Raw genomic sequence first — 20,330 nt, forward strand, 5'->3', positions numbered from 1 at the left:
TCTTGCCACCAGGCACCAAGACTCCGTCGAACCACTTCAAGGAAAGCGCATGTGTTCCGATAACGTCAGACCTCGCAGATCCTCACTGGACAACGAGACCCTCGCGGCGTTCGAACGCGACTACGAGTTCATCGTGGCCAACAGCGACGCGCAGAAACAACGGGTCTATGCCCTGAGGCATGAGGTCTTCCTGCAGGAGTTTCACTATGCGATGCACGAGGACAGCTCGCACCACCTGGAACAGGACGAATATGATCCTTCCGCCATCCATTGCCTGATCAGGCACCGTGCCAGCGGCTTGTCGGCGGGCTGCATGCGGCTGGTCATGCCGTCGGACGATGCCGCGTCGCGATTCCATCACCTGCCGGTCGAGATTCAGGGCGGCGAGTATTTCGACCACCCCGAGATCGACCCCAGGGCGCTCCCGCGCGCCCGCGTCTGCGAGGTGTCTCGCCTGGCCATTGCCCGGCCCTTTCGCAGCGCCTCGGGCAAGGATGACCCGCTGCCACAGCATGCCACCGACTACGTGTTTTCCGCTCAGGAGAGCCGGACCTTTCCCCTGCTGGCGATCGGACTCTTCCTGATCACCTACTCGCTGGTAGGACTGACCGGCAGGCGGCACGTGTTCGCCATGATGGAACCCCGGCTCCCCCGGCTGCTTGCCCTGTCCGGGTTCCACTTCACACGCGTCAGCCAGGCCATCGAGTTTCATGGCACGCGCCATGCTTACTACATCGATCATCAACAGGCCGAGCAGGACATGCATGCCGACCTGATGCCGCTCTACCTGGACATCAAGCGGCGGCTGGCCGCACAGCTGCCCGAGGCCTTGACCCAACCGGCATCGACACCCTGTTACTGACCGCCCGATGACAGCAACGGCCCCGGATACAGCCGTTCGGGCCAGTCCAGCAGCATGATCGCCAGCACATTGCGGTGCTCGCCATCCTCCAGGTCGGTGCTCCCCGATTCCGAGGGCACCATGCCGGCCAGCGGGTCGAAGGTCTCGACCAGGGCCTCGCGCAGGCGTGCGATGGCGGGCGCCTGCTCCCGGCCGGCCAGCAGGAAGCTGATCCCCACCTCGGTATAGATGTCTTCCTTGGTCTCGGCGAGGATGCGCGCCAGATCATCGGCGAAGTCCTCAAGGACCCAGGCGAACTCATCCGCCGACACCGGGCGCTGGTAGTAGTCGCTGGCGGCGATCACGAAGTGGGTCATGCCGTAAATCTTGTTGCGAAACAGCGCCCGGTCGAGCGTCGCGTCCCGAGACGGCGGGAAGCGCGCGCGGAAGGCGGCGATGGCCTCGCCGCGCAGATCCACCACACCCAGGTCGTGCAGGTAGTAGACCAGGTTGGCGACCTGGGCGGCATAGACGTCGAGCACCCTCGGATCGGTCACGAAGGCCCGGAAGTCGACGCCCGACAGATAGTCGAGCGCCCGCCGATGACCCGGCAGGGTGCGCTCGTCGAGTAGACCATGATAATGGGCCTGGGTCAGGTCGAAGGCCAAGCCCTTGGCATAGAGGATTTCGCCCCAGTCGGCGAGCATCCGCTTACGGCGACGCTGCTTGGCGGAGGCTTCGGGGTAGCCCGTGACGCCCTCGCGGCTACGCCGCGCCACGTAACCGGGCTCGCCCAACCCGGCGAACTCCTCGCGCAATGAGGCGACCAGCCGCTCGCCATAGTCGCGATTGAGGGGCAGATAGCGGGCCTCGCCGGTGATGCGATAGAGCCGCTGGGCATAATGTCTCTGCTTGCCGGCCGACAGGCTCGGCAGGGCTCGCTCATAGGTGGCACGTATCTCGGCGGCCACCGCCTCGTCGGCAGGCGGCGCGGAAGGCGCGAGGGCGCAGCCGGCCAGCAACACCGGCAGCAGCCCGCCCAGCCACCAGGCCCGGAAGGCACTCATGACGACCGCCCGCGGCGCCGCGACCGCTCCGGTGGGATCAGCTTGACCCGGGCCTTGGGTCGGCGAGGCGGCGGCTCCGTCGAACCCTGTGCCTCGCGGGTCGCCGCCGCGGGTGGTGGGGCCACCGTCACCCAAGCGAAGACCGGCAGCGCCAGCCCCCAATGGATGGCCGATAGTCGCAGCCCGAGGGTCGTCGCCAGCGAGGCGGTCACGCTGACGCCGGAGGCTGCCCCCAGGGCGTCGAGGCCGACCAGCACCACCCCGCCGGCGATGGAGGCGCTGGCATAGACCTCCTGGCGCAGCACCATGGGCACCCGGCGAGCCAAGACGTCACGCACCATGCCACCGGCCACCCCGGTCAGCAGCCCCATCAGCACGGCGACCACGCCCGGCACGTCGAGAGTCAGGGCCTTGAGGGTGCCGATCACCGTGAACAACGCCAGGCCGAAGGCGTCGGCCACCGGCAGGAAGACCCGCGACAGGCGATGAATGTAGTGGAAGCCGAGCATCGATAACCCGACCGTTGACAGGATCACCCACAGGTAGGAAGGATCGCTGACCCAGAACACCGGGCGCACACCCAGCACCAGGTCACGCAGGGTACCGCCACCGATGCCGGTCACCGCGGCCAGCACCAGCATGCCGAAAGGGTCCATCCGCGAACGGCAGGCCAGCACCACTCCGGACAGCGCGAAGACGATCACCCCCGCCATGTCCAGCCAGTAGATCCATGCTGTCACGTCGACTCCCCCTTGCCGTATCAGCCACCATATAGCAGGCACGACGCCCGATGCCGCCAGCGACCGGATTTTGTGGCCCCGGCGTCCCTGCACGGGATCATCTGACGACTCATCTAAGGTACGCAGCGGCGGATAGACGGCATGCGGCCCGGTCCGGTGCAGACGGCGGTGGAGACGCCTGCGATTCCCCGAGCGCCTGATCCGACATTCGGGGGCCACTCGCTTCACTCATGCAGCTCGTGGCGATACCCTGACATCAGGGCTGGGGCACAATATGCCCGTGCTGATCGCCGGCAGCGCTCAAGCGGCCAAGACAGCACACAGCGATTGACGCCACTCGCGGCATCAATCGGAACGCCACCAGGCCACCTCGACCACGGAGCTATCATGGACTGGAATCCCGCCTATACCTGGCTGCTCATCGCCTTGCTGCTGGGGCTGGCCGAACTGGCTTCGGGGGCGCTGCTGTTGCTGGCACTGGGTGTGGCCGCGGCACTGACCGCCGTGCTCGCCGCCATGGGGGTCGGCCTGTCATGGCAATTGCTCGGGATGGGCGTAGCCTCGGGGCTACTGGTCCCGCTCGCGATTTGGGGCCTGCGCCCACGATTTTCCCCTTCGGGCGTGGCTTACGGCACCACCGGCACCGGCGTGGAACAGGGCCATACCTATCGTGTGCTCAAGCGCGACTTCGATGGCGCCAGCGGCATCAAGGTCAATGGCGACTTCTATCGTATCCGTCTCGCCTCGACCGACGAGACCGATCTCCCGGCGGATACCCTCGTGACCTTCAAGGAATTCGATGGCACCACCGCCATCGTTGCACTCGCCACCTCCAAGGAGCCTTAATCATGCAACTCCCCGTCAGCCCCGGGCTCATTCTCGCCCTGATCTTTGTCGCCATCGGCGTCCTGATCCTCGTCAAGGGATTGGTCGTCGTTCGCCAATCGGAGGTCATGGTCATCGAGCGCCTGGGGTCGTTCAACCGCCTGCTCGAAAGCGGCATCAATATCATCATCCCGTTCATCGAGCAACCCCGTGCCATCACCATGATCCGTTACCGCAAGATGGGCGACGACTACCAGGCCCTGACCAGCGACGAGACACGGATCGACCGCCGCGAAACCGTCATGGACTTTCCCGGCCAACCGGTGGTGACCACCGACAACGTCACGGTGACCATCAATGGCGCCCTCTACTATCAGGTCATCGATCCCAAGCGCGCCGTCTATGAAGTGGAAAACATGAGCCAGGCCGTGGAAGTCCTGGCCAAGACCACCCTGCGCTCGGTGGTCGGCAAGATGGAGCTCGACAAGCTGTTCGAGTCACGCGCCGAGGTCAACAACGAGATCCAGTCGGCCATGGAAGAAGCCGCGTCCAAGTGGGGCGTGAAGATCTCACGGGTCGAGGTGCAGGACATCGCCATGCCCGAGGAGGTCGAATCCGCCATGCGCCTGCAGATGGCCGCCGAACGCAAGCGCAGGGCCACCGTGACCGAAGCCGAAGGCGAGAAGTCCGCGGCCATCGCCATGGCCCAGGGCCAGCGGGAGTCGGCGATCCTCAACGCCGAGGGCGACAAGGAGTCGGCCATCTTGCGCGCTCAGGGCGAACAGGAGTCGATCAAGCTGGTGCTGAATGCCCTCGGCGACAGCGAGGACAACAAGCAGACGGTGGTGGGCTACCTGCTGGGCCAGAGCTATATCAAGGGGCTGCCCCACATGGCGCAAGAAGGCGAGCGGGTCTTCGTGCCCTACGAATCCTCCGCCTTGCTCGGTTCCATGGGCATGTTCCGCGAACTCGCCGGCTCACCGGAAGACGCCGTCGCCTCTCACCTCAAGCCCCACGGCCAGCGGGACGGGCTGCGTAGCGGCATGGTCGGCGGCGCCAGTAACGGCGCCTGAGACCTCGCGCGCCACACCGCCTGTGTCGAACGACGCAGCGCGCCGTTGACCGGGCGTTCCGCACGCAAAAGGCCCCGCACCAGGCGGGGCCAGTCAGGGCGTGCCACGGATCGCGTTCAGCGCTGGAACGGGTAGACGCTGCCCAGCTCGAGGATGCCGGTCAGCTCGTCCAGGGCGGCGAGCGTCTCATGGGCGAGCGCGGGGTCGGACAGATCGGCCGGCGCCAGGCGGTCGCGGTAGTGGCGCCGCACCCAGGCGGTTAGCTCACCGTGCAGGGCGTCGTCGAGCAGCACCCGGCCCGATACCGCGGCCCGCTCCGCCGCGGAAAGCGCCACGCGCAGCCGCAGGCAGGCCGGGCCGCCACCGTTGCGCATGCTCTGCTTGACGTCCTTCACCACCACCTCGGTGATGGGGTTGTTGCCCGCCAGCAGGTGGTCCTGCAGGCAGCGCCATACCGCCTCGCGCTCCTGGCATTCGCCGGGCACCACCAGGGTCATGGTGCCGTCCGGGTTGCTGAGCAGCTGGGAGTTGAAGAGATACGAGGCCACCGCATCGTCGAGGCTCACCGCCTCCACCGGCACGCGCACCGGAATCAGCGGCGTGGCCATCTTGGCGCGCAGCGCCTCCAGGGTGCCCTGCTCGTCGCGGAAGGCGTATTCGTGGTAGAGCAGCACCGGGCCATTGCCCACCGCGATGACGTCGTTGTGGAAGACCCCGGCGTCGATGGCCTCGGGATGCTGCTGGGCGAACACCGTCTGCGCCTCACTGAGGCCGTGCTGACGCGCCACCGCCTGGCTGGCCTCCAGCGTCTGGCGGGCCGGGAAGCGCCGTGGCTCGACGCCATCGCCGCCGAAGGCCTGCCGACCATAGACGTAGAGATGCACGCCCGGCTCGCCATGCTCGCCGGCCAGCCGGGTATGGTTGGCCGCGCCTTCGTCGGCGAAGGCCGGCGTCGCCGGTAGCACCGGATGATGGGCGAAGCAGCGCTCGTCACGGAACATCGCCCCCAGCACTCGACCGGTGGTGGCCGGCTCCAGGTAGCGATGGAAGCTCGACTGCAGGTTGGCCGGCGTGAAGTGCACCCGGCCATCCGCGGCGTCGACACTCGGCGTCACCGTGGCGGCGTTGGCGGTCCACATGGTGGAGGCCGAGCACACCGCGCGCAGCAGCTGCGGCGCCTCGGCGGCGGCCCGGGACAGCACCCGAGCATCGTCGCCGGTGAAGCCGAGCGCACGCAGCGCGCCCAGGTCCGGACGCTGCTGAGGCGGCAACACGCCCTGGGCGTAACCGGCGTCCATCAGCGACTTCATCTTCTCGAGGCCCTGCAGGGCGGCCTCGCGAGGATTGGCCACCAGCCCCTCGTGGCTCATCGATGCCACATTGCCATGGGCCAGCCCCGAGTAGTTATGGGTCGGGCCCACCAGGCCGTCGAAGTTCACCTCGCAAACGCTCGGATCGGTCTCCCGGCTCATAGCGTCACCCCCGGCGGCAGCTTGTCGGGCAGGCTCAGCGCCTCGCTCTCCACGGAGGCCACCGGGTAGGCGCAGTAATCGGCCGCGTAGTAGGCACTCGGACGATGGTTGCCGCTGTCGCCCACGCCGCCGAACGGGGCGTCGCCGGAGGCGCCGGTGGTCTGGCGGTTCCAGTTGACGATGCCGGCGCGGATGCGCAGCAGGAAGTCGTCCCAGTCGTCGCGCTCACCGCCGATCAGCCCGGCGGAGAGGCCGTAACGGGTGTCGTTGGCGAGCCGCATGGCCTCGTCCCAGTCACGATAGCGGTGCACCTTGAGCAGCGGCCCGAAGTGCTCCTCGTCGGGCAGTTCCAGGCCGGTGACGTCGATCAGCGCCGGCGACAGCAGGCTGGTGCCCTCCTGCAGGCGGGCCATGCGCGAAAGTACGCTGCCGCCACGGGCCTCGAGGTCGTCCTGGGCGGCGAGCAGGCCATCGGCGGCGGCCACGCTCGCCAGGCCACCGTAGAACGGTGCCTGTTCGCTGAACTGGCCGGCCACATGCAGCCGCGAGATGGCATCCGACAGGGCCTCCAGCAGACGATCGCCCACCTCGCCCTCGGGCACCATCAGCCGCCGGGCGCAGGTACAGCGCTGGCCGCCGGACAAGAATGCCGACTGCAGGATGGTCAGCACGGCGGCGTCCTGGTCGGGCACGTCCTTGACCACCAGCGGGTTGTTGCCGCCGAGCTCGAGGGCCAGGATCTTGTCGAGCTGGTTGGCGAACTGGCGCTGCAGCAGGCCCCCGACCTTGGCGCTGCCGGTGAACAGCAGGCCGTCGATACCGGCGTTAGCCGACAGCGCCTGGCCCACCGGGGCGGCACCCTGCACCAGGTTGATCACGCCCTCCGGCAGGCCGGCCTCGCGCCAGCACTGCAGGGTCAGGTCGGCGGTCAGCGGGGTCTGCTCGCTGGGCTTGAAGACCACCGTGTTGCCGGCCAGCAGCGCCGGCACCATGTGCCCGTTGGGCAGGTGGCCGGGGAAGTTGTAGGGGCCGAACACCGCCATCACGCCATGCGGCCGGTGGCGCAGCACCGCCTGGGCGTCGCCCAGGTCGCGCTCGCGCTCGCCGGTGCGCTCCTGGTAGGCGCGCACCGAGAGCGCCACCTTGCCGATCATCGCGCCGACCTCGGTGCGTGCCTCCCACAGCGGCTTACCGGTCTCGGCGGCGATCGCCGTGGCCAGGTCCTCGCGGTGGCCTTCCAGTACCTCGCGGAAGCGTTCGACCACCGCCTGGCGTTGCTCGAAGGTCTGGCGGGCCCACGCCGGGAAGGCGGCGCGGGCCGCATCGACGGCGGCGCCTACCTGTGCCTCGGAAGCGGCATTGCCCTGCCACAGGGTGTCACCCGCGACCGGGTCCTGCTTGATGAAGCCCGCGGCCTCACCGTCATGCCATTGGCCGCCGATCAGCAGCCGTTGCGTCGCCTTCATCACGCCTCCTCGTCACTATCCAGAATGCGCAGGGTATCGCCGGAGCCGACCTCGAGGCGTGCCGCCTCGGCCTCGCTCAGGGTCACCACGCCATCGTCGTCGGGACCACGCCCCAGCCAGGTCGCACGGAACCCGGCCATGGACGTGGTGGCGGCCAGCCAGTGCGGCCGCTCGTCCTGCGAAAGCTCGCCGGCCTGCACCTCGACCCGGCAGGTCCGCGACAGGCGCACGCCGCGCACGTCGTCGATATAGGCTTCCACGGTGGGGCCACCGTCGAAGATGTCGATGAACCCTTCCCAGCGCAGGCCTTCCTTCTTGAGCATCGCCAGCGCCGGCCGAGTGTGCTCGTGAACCTCGCCGATGCAGGCCCGGGCCTCCTCGGAGAGGAAGGGGGTATAGATCGGGAACTTGGGCATCAGCTCGCCGATGAAGCTCTTCTGCCCCAGCCCCGTCAGGCGGTCCGCCTCATCGAAGTCCATGGGGAAGAAGTGGCTGCCCAGGCAATGCCAGAAGGGGCTCTTGCCCTCGGCATCGAACACCCCGCGCATCTCCGCCAGCACCTTCTCGGGGAAGCTCGCGCGGAACTCGGCCATGAACAGCCAGCGCATCATCGACAGCAGCGCGCCGTTACGTTCGGCGCGGCGGTCGGCGCCGCGATACTCGGGGCGCAGGAACAGCGAGGCCACCTCGGCATCGCCGGTGTGATCCGAGCTCAGAAACAGGGTGTCGATGGTACGGTGCAGGTCGAGCTGCACCGAGGAATGCGCCAGGGTACCCACCCGGTAATGGTAGAAGGGCACCTCGCGGCCGACCTGGCCCTCGATGGCGCAGCAGCCGGCCAGCCGGCCGGTGGCCTCATCCTCGAGTACGAAGAAGTAGAGACGTTGATCCGCCGGGGTCTGCTGGGCGAAGGCACTCGCCGCGGTATCGATCTTGGCGGCCAGGAAGTCGCGGTTGTCGGGCAGCGAGGTGAAGCCCACCCCGGTCTCGTGGGCCAGGGCCTGCAGTTCGTCCAGGTCGGACGGGGCAATCGGTCGGATGCGCATCACAGCTCTCCCTCGTCGTAGCCCGGGTCATGCGCGTCGCCCGGCAGGGCGAGCGGCGCGGCCAGCACGGCGCGCCCTTCTTCCACGCCGAGCTGCTCGGCATGTTCCGGCGACAGCATCAGCTGGCCGGTGGGCGACAGCGCATAGCGCGCCACCACGCAGCGGAAGTCGTCGAGCCGCTGGTTGGCGATCATCGCCGGCTCGGCATCCGGCAGCGAATGGGCCGGACGGATGCGTACCGGGTGCCAGGCGGCCCGCCGGAAGCTTTGCAGCCGCTCGCGCTCGGCCTTGATCACCGGGCCGGCATCGAAGATGTCGACGTGGCGCGAGCGCAGAAAGCCCTCGCCCAGCATCTCGTTCATGGCCGGCTCGTGCGCCGGGTGCTCACGGCCGATGGCGGCCCGCGCCTGGGGCGTGAGCAACGCCAGGTAGAGCGGGAACTGGGGCATCACCTCGGCGATGAAGCTCTTCGAGCGCACCCCGGCCACGTAGTTGATCTCCTGGAAGTCGCGCACGAAGAAGTGACGACCCACGCTGTTCCAGAACGGCGACTGGTCGTCGGCATCCAGGAAACCGGGGAAGGCCATGGCCAGGATCTCGGCGAAGCGCTCCGGGTACTGGGCGACGAACATCAGCCGCGCACGCCGCAGCAGGCTCTCGGCGCTGGTGCCGCGATAGCGCGGGTCCAGCGAATAGGCGCACAACAGGCTGGCCTCGGAGACCTCATGGGACAGCGCCAGCGTCTGCACCTCGCGGCGCACATCGAGCTGCTGCGAGGCGTGGATCAGGGTCTCCTGCCGGTAGGTGTAGTAGGCCTCCCGGGCGCCGACCTGGGCACGCACGGTGGCGGTGCCCACCACCTCGTCGCGCTCCTGGTCCTCGAGCACGAAGGTGTAGTGCTCGTCGTCGGGGAACTCCACCTCGGACTCGAAGGCCCGCTGGGAGCGCGCGATACGCTCCTCGAGGCGGTCACGATGGGCCGGCAAGTTGGTCAGGCGCGGCGTGGCGTTACCCGCCAGCCGCTCCAGGGCCGGCAGGTCCGCCGGACGGATGGGGCGTACGACCAGCATGGATTGGCCTCCCGCGGATGGTTGCGGATCGTGCATGGTGTGGCCGCGACTCACTGGGCGGCCACCAGCCTGGCGATCGCCCGCTCCAGGCGCGCCATGCCTTCGGCGATGTCGGCCTCGGGGATCACCAGCGACGGCGCCATGCGCAGCACGTTGGGGCCGGCGATCAGCGCCATCACACCCTCTTCGATGGCCAGCGGCAGGATCTCCTTGGCGCGGCCCTGGTACTCGTCGCTCATCTCGGCGCCGATCAGCAGGCCCATGCCGCGGATCTCCTTGAACACCCCGTGCTGGCGATTGATCGCCTCGAGATGCTCGCGGAACAGGTCATGGCGTTGCTTGACGCCGCCCAGCACCTCGGCGGTGTCGATATGTTCCACGGCAGCCAGGGCCACGGCGGAGGCCAGGGCGTTGCCGCCATAGGTGGAACCGTGGGTGCCGATGCCCATGGCCGGGGCCACGCGGTCGGTGGTCAGCATGGCGCCTACCGGGAAGCCGCCGCCCAGCGCCTTGGCGCTGGTCAGGATGTCCGGGGTCACGCCGTATTCCATGTAGGCGTAGAGGGAGCCGGTGCGGCCCACGCCGGTCTGCACCTCGTCGAAGACCAGTAGCGCGTCGTGCTCGTCGCACAGCTCGCGCAGGCCCTGCAGGAAGGCCGGATCGGCGGGCAGGATGCCGCCCTCGCCCTGCATCGGCTCGACCATGATCGCGCAGGTGTCATCGCCGACCAGCTCGCGGACGCTGTCGAGGTCATTGTACTCGGCGTGCAGGATACCCCCCGGCACCGGCCCGAAGCCCTGGGAATACTTGGGCTGGCCGCCGACGCTGACGGTGAAGAAGGTACGGCCATGGAACGACTGGCGGAAGGAGATGATCTTGTCCTTGTGCTCGCCATGGGTGTCGTGGGCGAAGCGCCGCGCCAGCTTGAGCGCCGCCTCGTTGGCCTCGCCGCCGGAGGAGCACAGGTAGACCTTGTCGGCGAAGGTGCGCTCGACCAGCGTACCCGCCAGCTTGAGCGCCGGCTCGTTGGTATAGACGTTGGCCAGATGCCAAAGCTTGTCGGCCTGATCCTTGAGGGCGTTCACCAGCACCGGATGACAATGGCCCAGCGAATTCACCGCGATCCCCCCGGCGAAGTCGATGTACTCGCGGTCGGACTGATCCCACAGGCGGCTGCCCTCGCCGCGCACCGGGATGGTCTTCTGGGGCGCATAGTTGGGCACCATGTACTGGTCGAAATCGCTGCGGGTCGGTGTCTGGGTCATGTCGTTCTCCGTTGTCTCGAGCCGGGCTCGTTCAGGATGAATCGGATCATTCGAGTATAGGGAGCCCCTTCCCGGGAGGCTTTCAGCAATGGGACGGTGATTTGTGTAAAAGGCAGGAGCGGCGCGCAGGCGGGCGTCATCGGGTAAGCTGATGGCCTGAACAGGGAGACTACGCATGCGCAACACCACCGCCTGGAACCGTCGTCGCTACGACCTCTATGCGCCGGTCTACGACGCCGTGGCCGAGCGCGCCTTTCGACGGGCACGCCGCGAGGCGCTGGCCCAGGTGCCCTGGCGACCCGGCATGCGCGTACTGCTGGTCGGCGCCGGCACCGGCCTCGACCTGCCCTGGCTGCCCCACGACATCGAGCTGCACGCCACCGACCTCAGCCCGGCCATGCTGCGGCGCCTCGAGCAGCGCGCCGCGAGCCAGGCGCTCGACGTACGCGCCACGGTGATGGATGGCGAGGCGCTCGACTACCCCGACGCTCACTTCGATGTCGTGGTCATGCACCTGATCCTGGCGGTGATGCCCGACCCGGCGCGCGGGCTGGCCGAGGCGCATCGAGTACTCGCCGACGATGGCCGGCTGTGCGTGATGGACAAGTTCCAGGCCGACGCACGACCCTCCGGGCGGGCCAGGCGGACGTTGAATCTGCTCACCTCGGCGATCGCCACCGACATCACCCGCCAGGCCCGGCCACTGCTGGAAGGCGCCGGTTTCGCCATCGAGGCCGACCGGCCGGTGCTGATGGGCTCGCTGTTCCGGGCGCTGCTGGCCCACAAGCGTGGCGCAGCGACGCTCAGCCCAGGCGTTCCTCCCGGGGCGTGATGCCGAAGTGGTTGCGGTAGGCGGTGGAGAAGTGCGCCGCCGAGGAGAAGCCGGTCTGCAGGGCGATCTCGCCCGCCGGACGGTCGCTCTCGCGCAGCTGCTTGCGGGCCTGCTGCAGGCGCAGGTTGAGGTAGTAGCGGCTGGGCACCGCCTGCAGGTACTTCTTGAACAGCCGTTCCAGCTGGCGCCGCGAGATGCCCAGGTGCTCGGCCAGCTCGTGGGTGGTCAGCGGCTCCTCGATGTTGGACTCCATCAGCGCCACCGCATCGACCAGGCTCTGTGGGGCGCTGCCCAGCCGGGTCCGCAGCGGCACCTGCTGGGGCTCGTCGCCCATGCGGATGCGCTCGAGCACGAAGTGTTCGGAGATGCGGTCGGCCATCTCGGCGCCGTGCTGGCTGCCGATCAGCGTCATCATCATGTCCATGGCGGCGGTGCCGCCGCCGCAGGTCAGGCGGTCGCGGTCGATCTCGAACAGCTGCTGGGAGAGCCGCACCCGGGGATAGTCGCGGGCGAAGGCCTCGAAGCGCGGCCAGGGCAGGGTCGCCCGATAGCCCTCCAGCACCCCCGCCCGGGCCAGCACCTCGGTGCCGCCACCGATGCCGCCCAGCACCACCCGGGCGGCGGCCAGCCGCCGCAGCCACCCCAGAACGGCCTCGGGCACGCTGCCGGACAGCGGCCCGGGGGCGCAGACCAGCAGCATATCCAGGGCCTGGTCCGGCTCGCCGGCCGACGCCTGCGGCAGCAGTGCCTGGCCGGCGGCGCTGGCCACCGGGCGCTCGTCGATGGCGAAGGTCGAAAGCCGATAGAGGCCGTGCCCCGCCAGGCGGTTGGCCACCAGCAGCGGTTCGGTGGCACAGGCCTGGGCCAGCAGTGAGAAGCCGGGCAGCACCAGCACCCCGACATGCCGGGACAGCGGCACGGCCGATGCAGGGGGTGGGGCATCAAGCATGGGTGGTCTCTCGCGAGCGTGGGCGTAAAGGCTCCATTCTAGCCGAAGCCGTCGACCGACACAGCCGCCCGGACACGACGACGCCGGGCGGAGCGCCCGGCGTCGCTGGCAAGGCCACGGCGGCGGTGCCGCGGGGCCTGGGTTACAGGTTCACGACATCGAAGTGGCGCTCGGTCGCCACGTCGGCATCGTAGTCGACGTCGTCCCGCTCGAAGCCGAACAGCTTCAGGAACTCGTGCTTGTAGCCGGCATAGTCGGTGATGTCGAACAGGTTCTCGGTGGTCACCTGGGGCCACAGCTCCTTGCAGGCCTGTTGGACGTCGTCGCGCAGTTCCCAGTCGTCGAGACGCAGGCGGCCGACCTCGTCGGTCCCGGCGCTGCCCTGCCCCTCACCGCGATACAGCCGTTCGGCGAACAGGCGGTTGAGCTGATCGATGGTGCCCTCATGCAGGCCCTGCTCCTTCATCACCCGGTAGACCATGGCGATGTAGAGCGGCATCACCGGGATGGCGGCGCTGGCCTGGGTGACCACGGACTTGAGTACCGCCACGTTGGCGCCGCCGCCCTGCTCGCCCAGACGCGCGTCGATCGCCCCGGCGGCACGGTCGAGGTCTTCCTTGGCGCGACCCAGGGCACCATGCCAGTAAATCGGCCAGGTGATCTCGGTGCCGATGTAGCTGAAGGCCACGCTGCGGGCACCTTCGGCCAGCACACCGGCCTGGTCCAGGGCGTCGATCCACAGCTCCCAGTCTTCGCCGCCCATCACCGCGGTGGTGTCGGCGATCTCCTGCTCGCTGGCCGGCTCGACCTCGGCCTCGATGATGGCATCCTTATTGGTATCGATGGCGGTGGCACGATAGGTCTCGCCGATCGGCTTGAGGCTGGAGCGCTTCATCTCGCCCGAGTCCGGCAGCTTGCGCACCGGCGAGGCCAGCGAGTAGACCACCAGGTCGACCTGGCCCATGTCCTGCTTGATCAGCTCGATGGCCTTGTCACGCGCCTCGTGGGAGAAGGCGTCGCCGTTGATCGACTTGCTGTACAGGCCCTCGGCCTTGGCGAACTTGTCGAAGGCGGCGGCGTTGTACCAGCCGGCGGTGCCGGGCTTCTTCTCGGTGCTCGGCTTCTCGAAGAACACCCCCAGGGTATCGGCACCGTAACCGAAGGCGGCGGTGATCCGCGCCGAGAGGCCGTAGCCGCTGGAGGCCCCGATCACCAGGACCTTCTTGGGCCCGTCGCTCTTGTCCAGGCCCCGGGCGCGGGTCGCCTCGATCTGTTCGAGCACGTTCTGCTCGCAGCCGACGGGATGAGTGGTAGTGCAGATGAAACCGCGGACCTTGGGCTTGATGATCACGTTAGACCTCTTGGCGTTCGCAGCGGGGCGCCGGATGCCGGCGTCCCGGTGAAGTGGGATTCGTACGTGGCGACATTCTAGCGGCCTCGCCCGGCGCTGTCCGCCCTTGAGCGCGGCCGCCGGCTGGGGCAGGATGCTCGACACCCCATCCTGCAGGAGATCCCATGGACGCACAGACCCTCGTCGACACGCGCGGCGACCTCTGGCTGGCGCTGGCACCGTTGTGGCTGGAGCGGGAACCACGGGAAACCGACTATGCGCACATGATCGAAGTGATCCAGCAGCATGACCTGACGGCGCATGAACTGGAGTGGGTCTTCCGCCTGGAACTGGCGCCGGTGCTGGCTCGCCAGCAGATGTCGGTGGCCAGCGAGTGGCGCCACTTCGACGACCACAAGCTGATGCGCCAGCTGGTCGCCCATAACCTGCGGCTGCGCGGCTGGCGCCGCAAGACCTGGGCGCTGTTCTCAGGGCTGACCACCATGATGACCCGCCACCGCTGGAACGAACTGATGGAGCGGCTGATGATCGCCCGCGGCCAGGACGTGCCTTCCTGATCGAGCGAACGGCGGCTCAGTCTTCGTCCAAGGCCCGCTCCAACGCCTCGATCCATGCCGCCTCGCCGTCCCGCGGCGAGAAGCGGCGGATCACCCGCCCGTCACGGCCCACTAGGAACTTGGTGAAGTTCCACTTGATCATCTTCGTGCCCAGCATCCCCGGCGCCGCCCGCTTGAGTTCGACGAACAGCGGGTGGGCGGCGCGGCCGTTGACCTTGACCTTCTCCAGCAGCGGGAAGGTCACGCCGTACTCCTGCTCGCCGAAGGTACAGAAGGCCTCGGCCGATTCCGGCGACTGACGCGCGAACTGGTTGCAGGGGAAGGCCAGCACGGTGAAGCCACGATCGCGGTAGCGGCGGTAAAGCCGCTCGAGATCGCGCAGCTGGGGGGTGAAGCCGCAGCGGCTCGCCACATTGACGATCAGCAGCACCTGACCGCGCAGTGCACCTAGGTTGAAGGGTTCGCCACGGAAGGTGTGGCAGTCATGATCATGAAGGCTCATGGTACCGGCTCGCTGTCTGTTCCCTCACGATGCCACGCCGCACCGCGCGGTGCCAGTCCCGGCGCGTTCGCCGCCGGCCCGCGGCTCATCCGCCGACGCTCAGGCGCCCGGCATGCCACAGCGCCTCGACCGCCTGGCGGGTGTCCGGGGTGACGCCCTCGAGGGCCAGGGCCTCTTCGGGGCGACACCAGAAGGCGTCGGCGACCTCATCGGCCTGCAGCCACAGCGGCCCGTCGTAGTCGACCCGGTAGGCGCTGCCGAAGATGTGATGGCCATCCGCGTCATAGACGAACTCCAGCACGTGGCGCAGCGGCACGCCGACGATGCCCAACTCCTCGGCCAGCTCGCGGCGGGCGGCCAGGTGCACCGACTCGCCGGCGCCGACCACCCCGCCGGCGGCCAGGTCGAGGCCCCCGGGGAACGCCTCCTTGGTCAGGGTACGACGCTGCACGCAGAACTCTCCGGCGGCGTTGCACACCACGATGTAGGTGGCGCGATGCCAGTAACGATAGCGCCGCATGGTGGCCCGGGATGCGCTGCCACAAGGCCGGTTGCGGGCATCCACCAGCTGGATGCTCTCATCGGCGATGCGCGGGGCAGGCAGCGCGGCGGGCGCCAGGGCGTCGTCGGTCATCATCGCTCTCCGGGGAAATGCCCTCAGCCTACCCAGTCAGCCCCGGAGCGTCCACGGCGCGCGTTCCTCATCCACGCTATCGCCGCGTAGAGTCGATCCAGCGACACCATGTGACTTCCTCCTCGCCATGGAGCCCACCATGACTCACCCTCGCTCGCACCGCCCGCGCGTCGACCTCGACAACGAGGCCATCCACTGGGACCAGGACATGAGCTACGGCCAGTACCTGGGGCTGGAGGCGCTGCTCGACTGCCAGCACCCGCGCTCCGACCAGCACGATGAGATGCTGTTCATCGTCATCCACCAGGCCTCGGAGCTGTGGATGAAACTCTGCCTCCACGAGGCCCACGGCGCCGCCGACTGCATCCGTCGCGACGAGCTGCGCCCGGCGTTCAAGATGCTGACCCGGATCGCCCGCATCCAGGAGCAGTTGATCCACGCCTGGGAGGTGCTGGTGACCATGACGCCGGCCGACTACTCGAGCTTCCGCGACACCCTGGGGCAGAGCTCGGGCTTCCAGTCGTTCCAGTACCGCGAGCTGGAGTTCCTGCTCGGCAACAAGAACGCCAAGATGGTCGAGGCCCACCGCGCCCACCCCGCGCACTACGATCATCTGACGACGGTGCTCCAGGCGCCGAGCCTCTACGACATCGTGCTGCAGCGGCTCGCCACGCGCGGCTTCGCGATTCCCGCCGGCCACCTCGAACGCGACTGGGCAGAGCCCTACACCGCCTGTGCCGAGGTCGAGGCCGCCTGGGCGACGATCTACCGCGACACCGCGACCCACTGGGACCTCTACGAGCTGGCCGAGAAGCTGGTCGACCTGGAGTACAACTTCCAGAAATGGCGCTTCAGCCACATGAAGACGGTGGAGCGCATCATCGGCTATCGCCGCGGCACCGGCGGCTCGGCCGGTGTGCACTACCTGGTGAAGGCGCTGGACCTGCAGTTCTTCCCGGAACTGTGGTCGGTGCGCACCTCGCTGTAGGCCGCCCCGAGCGACTTTGACCACATCCCCGGCAGCCGCCATGCTCAAGTCAGGCAGCTTGCCGGAGGTCCGCCATGCACGATCATGCCCCCCGCGACCGGCTGGCCACCCATGCGGTGACCAACCAGCCGCCCGCCCCCGAGGACCGCGACGCCCTGGCCGACGACACGCCGCTGCAGGAGGCGCTCGCCCGCGAAGCCCCCGGCTGGGTCGCCCGGCGGCTGGCCCCGCTGGGCCGCGAGGTCGGCAGCCGGCGAGTGCAGGCGCTGGGCGAGGCGGCCAACCATCATCCGCCCGAGTTGCGGCTGTTCGACCGCCACGGCCGACGCCTGGACGAGGTCGCCTATCACCCGGCCTACCATGAACTGATGCATCTGGCACTAGACCACGGCTGGCATGCCGTGGCCTGGCAGGAGGAAGGCCGCGGTGGCCACCAGGCGCACGTGGCCGCCCTGTACCTGCTGACCCAGGCCGAGCCGGGCTTCTGCTGCCCGGTGACCATGACCCACGCCGCCCTGCCGGCGCTGCGCGCCTCGCCCGAGGCCCTCGGCGAATGGTCGCCCCGGCTGCTGGCCTGGGACTACGACCCACGAGCGCTACCCGCGGCGCAGAAGCGCGCCCTGACCTTCGGCATGGCGATGACCGAGAAACAGGGCGGCAGCGACGTGCGCGCCAACACCACCCGCGCCGAGCCGTGTGGCGACGGCTGGCGACTGAGCGGCCACAAGTGGTTCTGCAGCGCACCCATGTCCGACGCCTTCCTGACCCTGGCCCAGACCGATGATGGCCTGAGCTGCTTCCTCGTGCCGCGCTTCGCCCCGGACGGCACGCGCAACCCCCTCGAGCTGCAACGCCTCAAGGACAAGTGCGGCAACCGCGCCAACGCCTCGGCGGAGATCGAGTATCGCGGCGCCTGGGCCCAGCCGCTGGGAGAACCCGGCCGCGGCGTGGCGACCATCCTGTCGATGGTGCAGCAGACCCGGCTGGACGCCGCCACCGCGCCGGTGGCGATGATGCGCCAGGGGCTCGTCGAGGCCTGGCACTTCGTGCGCCACCGCCGGGCCTTCGACCGCCGGCTGTCCGAACAGCCCTTGATGCGGGTGCTGATCGCCGACATGAGCCTGGAGGTGGAGGCCGGCGTGGCGCTCGCGTTGCGCACCGCCCGGTCCTTCGACGGCGCCGCCCGCGGTGACGCACACGAACGCGCCCTGGCCCGCCTGCTGCCGGCGCTGGCCAAGTACTGGCACAACAAGCGGGCACCGGGCTTCCTGGCCGAGGCCATGGAATGCCTGGGCGGCATCGGCTATGTGGAGGAGACGCCGCTGGCACGGCTCTACCGCGAGGCGCCGGTCAACTCGATCTGGGAAGGGTCGGGCAACGTGATCTGCCTGGACGTGCTGCGGGTGCTCGACCGGCACCCCGAGGCGTGGGCGGCGCTGCGGGCGGAGCTGGCCCCGGCCCAGGGGGCTTCACCAGCATTCGACCGGGCCCTGGGGGAACTGGAACGCCAGCTGGGCGGGCCGCCGGAGGCCCTCGTGCCTCGCGCCCGCTGGCTGACCCAACGCCTGGCCCAGTGCCTGCAGGCCGCCCTGCTGCTGCGCCATGCGCCGGACGCGGTGGGCCAGACCTTCTGTCGCAGCCGACTCGGCGACGGCGCTGGCGCCGCCTTCGGGGTGCTGCCCCCCGATGCCCCGCTGGAGGCCTTGCTCGACCGTCTACCGAGCTAGAGTGCTAGCCGACCGGCCCGAGGGCCACCGCAGCGCCAGCTGCAGTACCCCCAGTAGCACGGTTGATCCAGTGCGACCGAGCCTGCAACCAAGGCAGCACGCGTGAGTGCGACAGGCCGACGGCCACCAGCACATACCAGGCGCCGTCGATGATCATCGCCGTGAGCACGATGATCGCCCGGGCGGCGAGGCTCATGTCCGGCGTCACGAACTGGCTAAGTGAAGCCACGAAGAACAGGATCAGCTTGGGATTGCCGAGCGCCACCAGCATGCCCTCGCGGGCCGCCGTGCCCGGCCCGCAGGGCCTTGATGCCCAGCCAGGCCAGGTAGGCCGCCCCGCCCCACTCACCTGCGCCCTGGCCCACCTGGACGTGGCGCTGACCTGCCTGCTGATCGGGCTGACCATGCCGCCGATGGAACTGGTGCCCTTCTCCGCCAACGGCGGCGGCCTGGCGCTGACGCTCTTCGGCCTGGCATTGCTCGCCGAGGATGGGCTGATGGCGCTGGCGGCCTACCTGCTGACCGGCACCACCCTGGCCTTGGTGGTCATCGGCCTCGCCTAAGCCCGACCGGAGCCGACCGCTTCGCATGCCCGTCGGGCATATTCACCCCGGACCGTGCCTGCCAGCGCCCCTTGGGGCGACGCCCGGCGCACCATGCCTGGCACACAACGACAAGGAAGGCCACCCGCAGGCGGCCTTCCTTGTCCCAGCGAATCACCAGCACCAAAACGCTGCTGGCGCTGCCGTAGTCCGTTAGATCAGATCCTGCTCCTCGAGGAAGGACTGTGCCACGTCCTCGATGGTCTCGCGCTCAACGTCGACCCGGGCGTTGAGGCTGGCCATGGTCTCATCGTCGAGCAGATCGGACAGCGCGCTCATCTGCTCGGCGAGCTCCGGGTTGGCCTCCAGGGTCTCCTCGCGCACCACCGGGGTCAGCGCATAGGCCGGGAAATAGCCCTTGGTGTCTTCCAGGATCCGCAGACCGAAGGCCGGCACACGACCGTCGGTGGAAAAGACCACCGCGACATCGACCTCGCTGTCGCGCAGGGCCGAATACATCAGGCCGGTATCCATGCGAACGATATCGCTACGCCCCACCTTGAAGTCGTAGGTCTCCTGCAGCGGACGCCAGCCGTCATCCCGCGAATAGAACTCGGTGTCGAGCCCCACCGTCAGGTCCATGTCGTCGTTGACCGCATCGGCCAGATCATCGAGCGTCACGATACCGTGCTCCTCGGCATAATCCTCGCGCATGGCCATGGCGTAGGTGTTGTTGGCGTCCGACGGCTCCAGCCACACCAGGCCCTTCTCGGCATCGAGTTCCTTGACCTTGTCATAGGTGGCCTCGCGGGACAGCGACTCGCTGATATCGTTGTAGACGATCAGCGAGGTGCCGGTGTACTCCCAGTAGAGGTCGATCTGGCCGTTCTCCTGGGCCTGGCGGAGTACCGCGGACCCCATGCCATCGCGCCGGGTCACGTCATACCCCAAGCCATCGAGATACAGCTCGGTCATGTTGGCAAGAATGAGCTGCTCGGTATAGTTCTTGCCTCCAACGTTAATCTCGTTGGCTTGGGCGCTGGTCATGGCACCGGCCAGGGCCAGGCCGGATAGTGTCATCATCAAGCGTTTCATGGTGGTCTCCTTGGTATTGTCGGCTTGGTCTTTCACATGAGGCCGCCGGGGCGGCCGAAAAAGTGCGAGGCCGCTTCAGGCCCGTGTCGGGTTGACGCCGCGGGGCACCAGCAAGAAGGCGCTGATCGCGACGATGGCGTCGACCGCGATCGCCAGCAGGGCGGTGGGGATGGCGCCGGCGAGCATCATCACCGGATCGTAGAGGTCGATGCCGGTGAAGATTAGCTCACCCAGGCCACCGGCACCGATCAAAAAGGCCAGCGGCACGGTGCCCACGTTGATGGTCAA

20 protein-coding genes and 2 pseudogenes are annotated in these 20,330 nt (G+C 68.4%); 8 read left to right on the top strand and 14 right to left on the bottom strand.

Features of this window, described 5'->3' with window-relative positions; translation table 11 throughout:
* Nucleotides 1–49 precede the first annotated feature (49 nt).
* Nucleotides 50–862 carry a PEP-CTERM/exosortase system-associated acyltransferase gene (locus ETC07_RS09900; protein WP_168709211.1) on the top strand — a complete coding sequence of 271 codons (813 nt, stop codon included), beginning with the start codon at nucleotides 50–52 and terminating at the stop codon, nucleotides 860–862.
* Here the strand turns inward: ETC07_RS09900 and ETC07_RS09905 are convergent.
* Together ETC07_RS09905 and ETC07_RS09910 are read right to left on the bottom strand one after the other, a co-directional pair.
* Nucleotides 856–1,908, bottom strand: coding sequence for a DUF3541 domain-containing protein (locus ETC07_RS09905; protein WP_136248355.1), 1,053 nt, complete (start codon nucleotides 1,906–1,908; stop codon nucleotides 856–858). The genes ETC07_RS09900 and ETC07_RS09905 overlap by 7 nt on opposite strands.
* Entirely contained in the window at nucleotides 1,905–2,648 is a 744-nt protein-coding gene (locus ETC07_RS09910; RefSeq protein ID WP_136248356.1) for a trimeric intracellular cation channel family protein, read from the bottom strand. Before ETC07_RS09910 ends, ETC07_RS09905 begins: the two co-directional genes overlap by 4 nt.
* Nucleotides 2,649–3,035: 387 nt before the next feature.
* Here ETC07_RS09910 and ETC07_RS09915 point away from each other — a divergent pair, with 387 nt between their 5' ends.
* Nucleotides 3,036–3,494 carry an NfeD family protein gene (locus ETC07_RS09915; RefSeq protein WP_136248357.1) on the top strand — a complete coding sequence of 153 codons (459 nt, stop codon included), beginning with the start codon at nucleotides 3,036–3,038 and terminating at the stop codon, nucleotides 3,492–3,494.
* Nucleotides 3,495–3,496: 2 nt separating this feature from the next.
* Nucleotides 3,497–4,546: an SPFH domain-containing protein gene (locus ETC07_RS09920; RefSeq protein ID WP_136248358.1), complete on the top strand. Its 1,050-nt coding sequence runs from the start codon at nucleotides 3,497–3,499 to the stop codon at nucleotides 4,544–4,546.
* A gap of 116 nt (nucleotides 4,547–4,662) precedes the next feature.
* On the opposite strand, the gene astB is transcribed toward ETC07_RS09920, so the two are convergent.
* Genes astB through ETC07_RS09945 form a run of 5 tightly spaced genes read right to left on the bottom strand, consistent with a single transcriptional unit; the run spans nucleotide 4,663 to nucleotide 10,865 of the window.
* On the bottom strand, nucleotides 4,663–6,018 hold the full coding sequence (gene astB / locus ETC07_RS09925; protein ID WP_136248359.1) for an N-succinylarginine dihydrolase: 1,356 nt from the start codon (nucleotides 6,016–6,018) through the stop codon (nucleotides 4,663–4,665).
* On the bottom strand, nucleotides 6,015–7,484 hold the full coding sequence (astD, locus tag ETC07_RS09930) for a succinylglutamate-semialdehyde dehydrogenase (protein WP_136248360.1): 1,470 nt from the start codon (nucleotides 7,482–7,484) through the stop codon (nucleotides 6,015–6,017). Before astD ends, astB begins: the two co-directional genes overlap by 4 nt.
* Nucleotides 7,484–8,530, bottom strand: coding sequence for an arginine N-succinyltransferase (gene astA / locus ETC07_RS09935; protein ID WP_136248361.1), 1,047 nt, complete (start codon nucleotides 8,528–8,530; stop codon nucleotides 7,484–7,486). Before astA ends, astD begins: the two co-directional genes overlap by 1 nt.
* Nucleotides 8,530–9,600 carry an arginine N-succinyltransferase gene (locus tag ETC07_RS09940; protein WP_136248362.1) on the bottom strand — a complete coding sequence of 357 codons (1,071 nt, stop codon included), beginning with the start codon at nucleotides 9,598–9,600 and terminating at the stop codon, nucleotides 8,530–8,532. Before ETC07_RS09940 ends, astA begins: the two co-directional genes overlap by 1 nt.
* Before the next feature lie 50 nt (nucleotides 9,601–9,650).
* A complete protein-coding gene (locus ETC07_RS09945; protein WP_136248363.1) occupies nucleotides 9,651–10,865 on the bottom strand; it encodes an aspartate aminotransferase family protein in 1,215 nt (404 codons plus the stop codon).
* A 175-nt stretch (nucleotides 10,866–11,040) separates the two neighbouring features.
* Here ETC07_RS09945 and ETC07_RS09950 point away from each other — a divergent pair, with 175 nt between their 5' ends.
* On the top strand, nucleotides 11,041–11,697 hold the full coding sequence (locus ETC07_RS09950; protein WP_136248364.1) for a class I SAM-dependent methyltransferase: 657 nt from the start codon (nucleotides 11,041–11,043) through the stop codon (nucleotides 11,695–11,697).
* Here the strand turns inward: ETC07_RS09950 and ETC07_RS09955 are convergent.
* Nucleotides 11,669–12,646: a GlxA family transcriptional regulator gene (locus tag ETC07_RS09955; RefSeq protein WP_205742534.1), complete on the bottom strand. Its 978-nt coding sequence runs from the start codon at nucleotides 12,644–12,646 to the stop codon at nucleotides 11,669–11,671. The two genes, ETC07_RS09950 and ETC07_RS09955, sit on opposite strands and share 29 nt — an antisense overlap.
* Before the next feature lie 142 nt (nucleotides 12,647–12,788).
* Complete coding sequence (gene fabV, locus ETC07_RS09960) at nucleotides 12,789–13,997, bottom strand: enoyl-ACP reductase FabV (protein WP_136248365.1); 1,209 nt, start codon at nucleotides 13,995–13,997, stop codon at nucleotides 12,789–12,791.
* Between the two features lie 164 nt (nucleotides 13,998–14,161).
* Here fabV and ETC07_RS09965 point away from each other — a divergent pair, with 164 nt between their 5' ends.
* Nucleotides 14,162–14,554 carry a DUF7079 family protein gene (locus ETC07_RS09965; protein WP_136248366.1) on the top strand — a complete coding sequence of 131 codons (393 nt, stop codon included), beginning with the start codon at nucleotides 14,162–14,164 and terminating at the stop codon, nucleotides 14,552–14,554.
* Nucleotides 14,555–14,570: 16 nt separating this feature from the next.
* Here ETC07_RS09965 and ETC07_RS09970 read toward each other — a convergent pair whose 3' ends face one another.
* Both ETC07_RS09970 and ETC07_RS09975 read right to left on the bottom strand, forming a co-directional pair.
* Nucleotides 14,571–15,056, bottom strand: a complete 486-nt coding sequence (locus ETC07_RS09970) for a glutathione peroxidase (protein WP_136248367.1) — start codon at nucleotides 15,054–15,056, stop codon at nucleotides 14,571–14,573.
* A gap of 85 nt (nucleotides 15,057–15,141) precedes the next feature.
* Nucleotides 15,142–15,690, bottom strand: coding sequence for an NUDIX hydrolase (locus ETC07_RS09975; RefSeq protein WP_136248368.1), 549 nt, complete (start codon nucleotides 15,688–15,690; stop codon nucleotides 15,142–15,144).
* A gap of 139 nt (nucleotides 15,691–15,829) precedes the next feature.
* On the opposite strand from ETC07_RS09975, the gene kynA reads away from it, so the two are divergent.
* Both kynA and ETC07_RS09985 read left to right on the top strand, forming a co-directional pair.
* The gene (gene kynA / locus ETC07_RS09980) at nucleotides 15,830–16,678 is read left to right on the top strand and encodes a tryptophan 2,3-dioxygenase (RefSeq protein WP_136248369.1); all 849 of its coding nucleotides are present in this window, start codon (nucleotides 15,830–15,832) and stop codon (nucleotides 16,676–16,678) included.
* A 74-nt stretch (nucleotides 16,679–16,752) separates the two neighbouring features.
* Nucleotides 16,753–18,405 (top strand): acyl-CoA dehydrogenase family protein, encoded by a 1,653-nt coding sequence (locus ETC07_RS09985; protein WP_136248370.1) that lies wholly within the window; start codon nucleotides 16,753–16,755, stop codon nucleotides 18,403–18,405.
* A 4-nt stretch (nucleotides 18,406–18,409) separates the two neighbouring features.
* Here the strand turns inward: ETC07_RS09985 and ETC07_RS09990 are convergent.
* Nucleotides 18,410–18,749, bottom strand: a pseudogene (locus ETC07_RS09990) (LysE family translocator); the annotation flags it as partial.
* Nucleotides 18,750–18,818: 69 nt separating this feature from the next.
* Here ETC07_RS09990 and ETC07_RS09995 point away from each other — a divergent pair.
* Entirely contained in the window at nucleotides 18,819–18,968 is a 150-nt protein-coding gene (locus ETC07_RS09995) for an exopolysaccharide biosynthesis protein (protein WP_438590661.1), read from the top strand.
* Nucleotides 18,969–19,160: 192 nt separating this feature from the next.
* On the opposite strand, the gene ETC07_RS10000 is transcribed toward ETC07_RS09995, so the two are convergent.
* Together ETC07_RS10000 and ETC07_RS10005 are read right to left on the bottom strand one after the other, a co-directional pair.
* Nucleotides 19,161–20,042 carry a glycine betaine ABC transporter substrate-binding protein gene (locus tag ETC07_RS10000; RefSeq protein ID WP_136248371.1) on the bottom strand — a complete coding sequence of 294 codons (882 nt, stop codon included), beginning with the start codon at nucleotides 20,040–20,042 and terminating at the stop codon, nucleotides 19,161–19,163.
* A gap of 75 nt (nucleotides 20,043–20,117) precedes the next feature.
* Nucleotides 20,118–20,330, bottom strand: a pseudogene (locus ETC07_RS10005) (ABC transporter permease); the annotation flags it as partial.

Origin of the sequence: Halomonas borealis (genome assembly GCF_004798905.1) — a bacterium.
Taxonomy (GTDB): domain Bacteria; phylum Pseudomonadota; class Gammaproteobacteria; order Pseudomonadales; family Halomonadaceae; genus Halomonas; species Halomonas borealis.

What these genes read in the sequence shown, in the direction of transcription:
- ETC07_RS09900 (WP_168709211.1), top strand. Translation starts at nt 50, where the DNA reads ATGTGTTCCGATAACGTCAGACCTCGCAGATCCTCACTGGACAACGAG.
- ETC07_RS09905 (WP_136248355.1), bottom strand. Translation starts at nt 1,908, where the DNA reads ATGAGTGCCTTCCGGGCCTGGTGGCTGGGCGGGCTGCTGCCGGTGTTG.
- ETC07_RS09915 (WP_136248357.1), top strand. Translation starts at nt 3,036, where the DNA reads ATGGACTGGAATCCCGCCTATACCTGGCTGCTCATCGCCTTGCTGCTG.
- ETC07_RS09920 (WP_136248358.1), top strand. Translation starts at nt 3,497, where the DNA reads ATGCAACTCCCCGTCAGCCCCGGGCTCATTCTCGCCCTGATCTTTGTC.
- astB (WP_136248359.1), bottom strand. Translation starts at nt 6,018, where the DNA reads ATGAGCCGGGAGACCGATCCGAGCGTTTGCGAGGTGAACTTCGACGGC.
- astD (WP_136248360.1), bottom strand. Translation starts at nt 7,484, where the DNA reads ATGAAGGCGACGCAACGGCTGCTGATCGGCGGCCAATGGCATGACGGT.
- astA (WP_136248361.1), bottom strand. Translation starts at nt 8,530, where the DNA reads ATGCGCATCCGACCGATTGCCCCGTCCGACCTGGACGAACTGCAGGCC.
- ETC07_RS09940 (WP_136248362.1), bottom strand. Translation starts at nt 9,600, where the DNA reads ATGCTGGTCGTACGCCCCATCCGTCCGGCGGACCTGCCGGCCCTGGAG.
- ETC07_RS09945 (WP_136248363.1), bottom strand. Translation starts at nt 10,865, where the DNA reads ATGACCCAGACACCGACCCGCAGCGATTTCGACCAGTACATGGTGCCC.
- ETC07_RS09950 (WP_136248364.1), top strand. Translation starts at nt 11,041, where the DNA reads ATGCGCAACACCACCGCCTGGAACCGTCGTCGCTACGACCTCTATGCG.
- ETC07_RS09955 (WP_205742534.1), bottom strand. Translation starts at nt 12,646, where the DNA reads ATGCTTGATGCCCCACCCCCTGCATCGGCCGTGCCGCTGTCCCGGCAT.
- ETC07_RS09965 (WP_136248366.1), top strand. Translation starts at nt 14,162, where the DNA reads ATGGACGCACAGACCCTCGTCGACACGCGCGGCGACCTCTGGCTGGCG.
- ETC07_RS09970 (WP_136248367.1), bottom strand. Translation starts at nt 15,056, where the DNA reads ATGAGCCTTCATGATCATGACTGCCACACCTTCCGTGGCGAACCCTTC.
- ETC07_RS09975 (WP_136248368.1), bottom strand. Translation starts at nt 15,690, where the DNA reads ATGACCGACGACGCCCTGGCGCCCGCCGCGCTGCCTGCCCCGCGCATC.
- kynA (WP_136248369.1), top strand. Translation starts at nt 15,830, where the DNA reads ATGACTCACCCTCGCTCGCACCGCCCGCGCGTCGACCTCGACAACGAG.
- ETC07_RS09985 (WP_136248370.1), top strand. Translation starts at nt 16,753, where the DNA reads ATGCACGATCATGCCCCCCGCGACCGGCTGGCCACCCATGCGGTGACC.
- ETC07_RS09995 (WP_438590661.1), top strand. Translation starts at nt 18,819, where the DNA reads ATGGAACTGGTGCCCTTCTCCGCCAACGGCGGCGGCCTGGCGCTGACG.
- ETC07_RS10000 (WP_136248371.1), bottom strand. Translation starts at nt 20,042, where the DNA reads ATGAAACGCTTGATGATGACACTATCCGGCCTGGCCCTGGCCGGTGCC.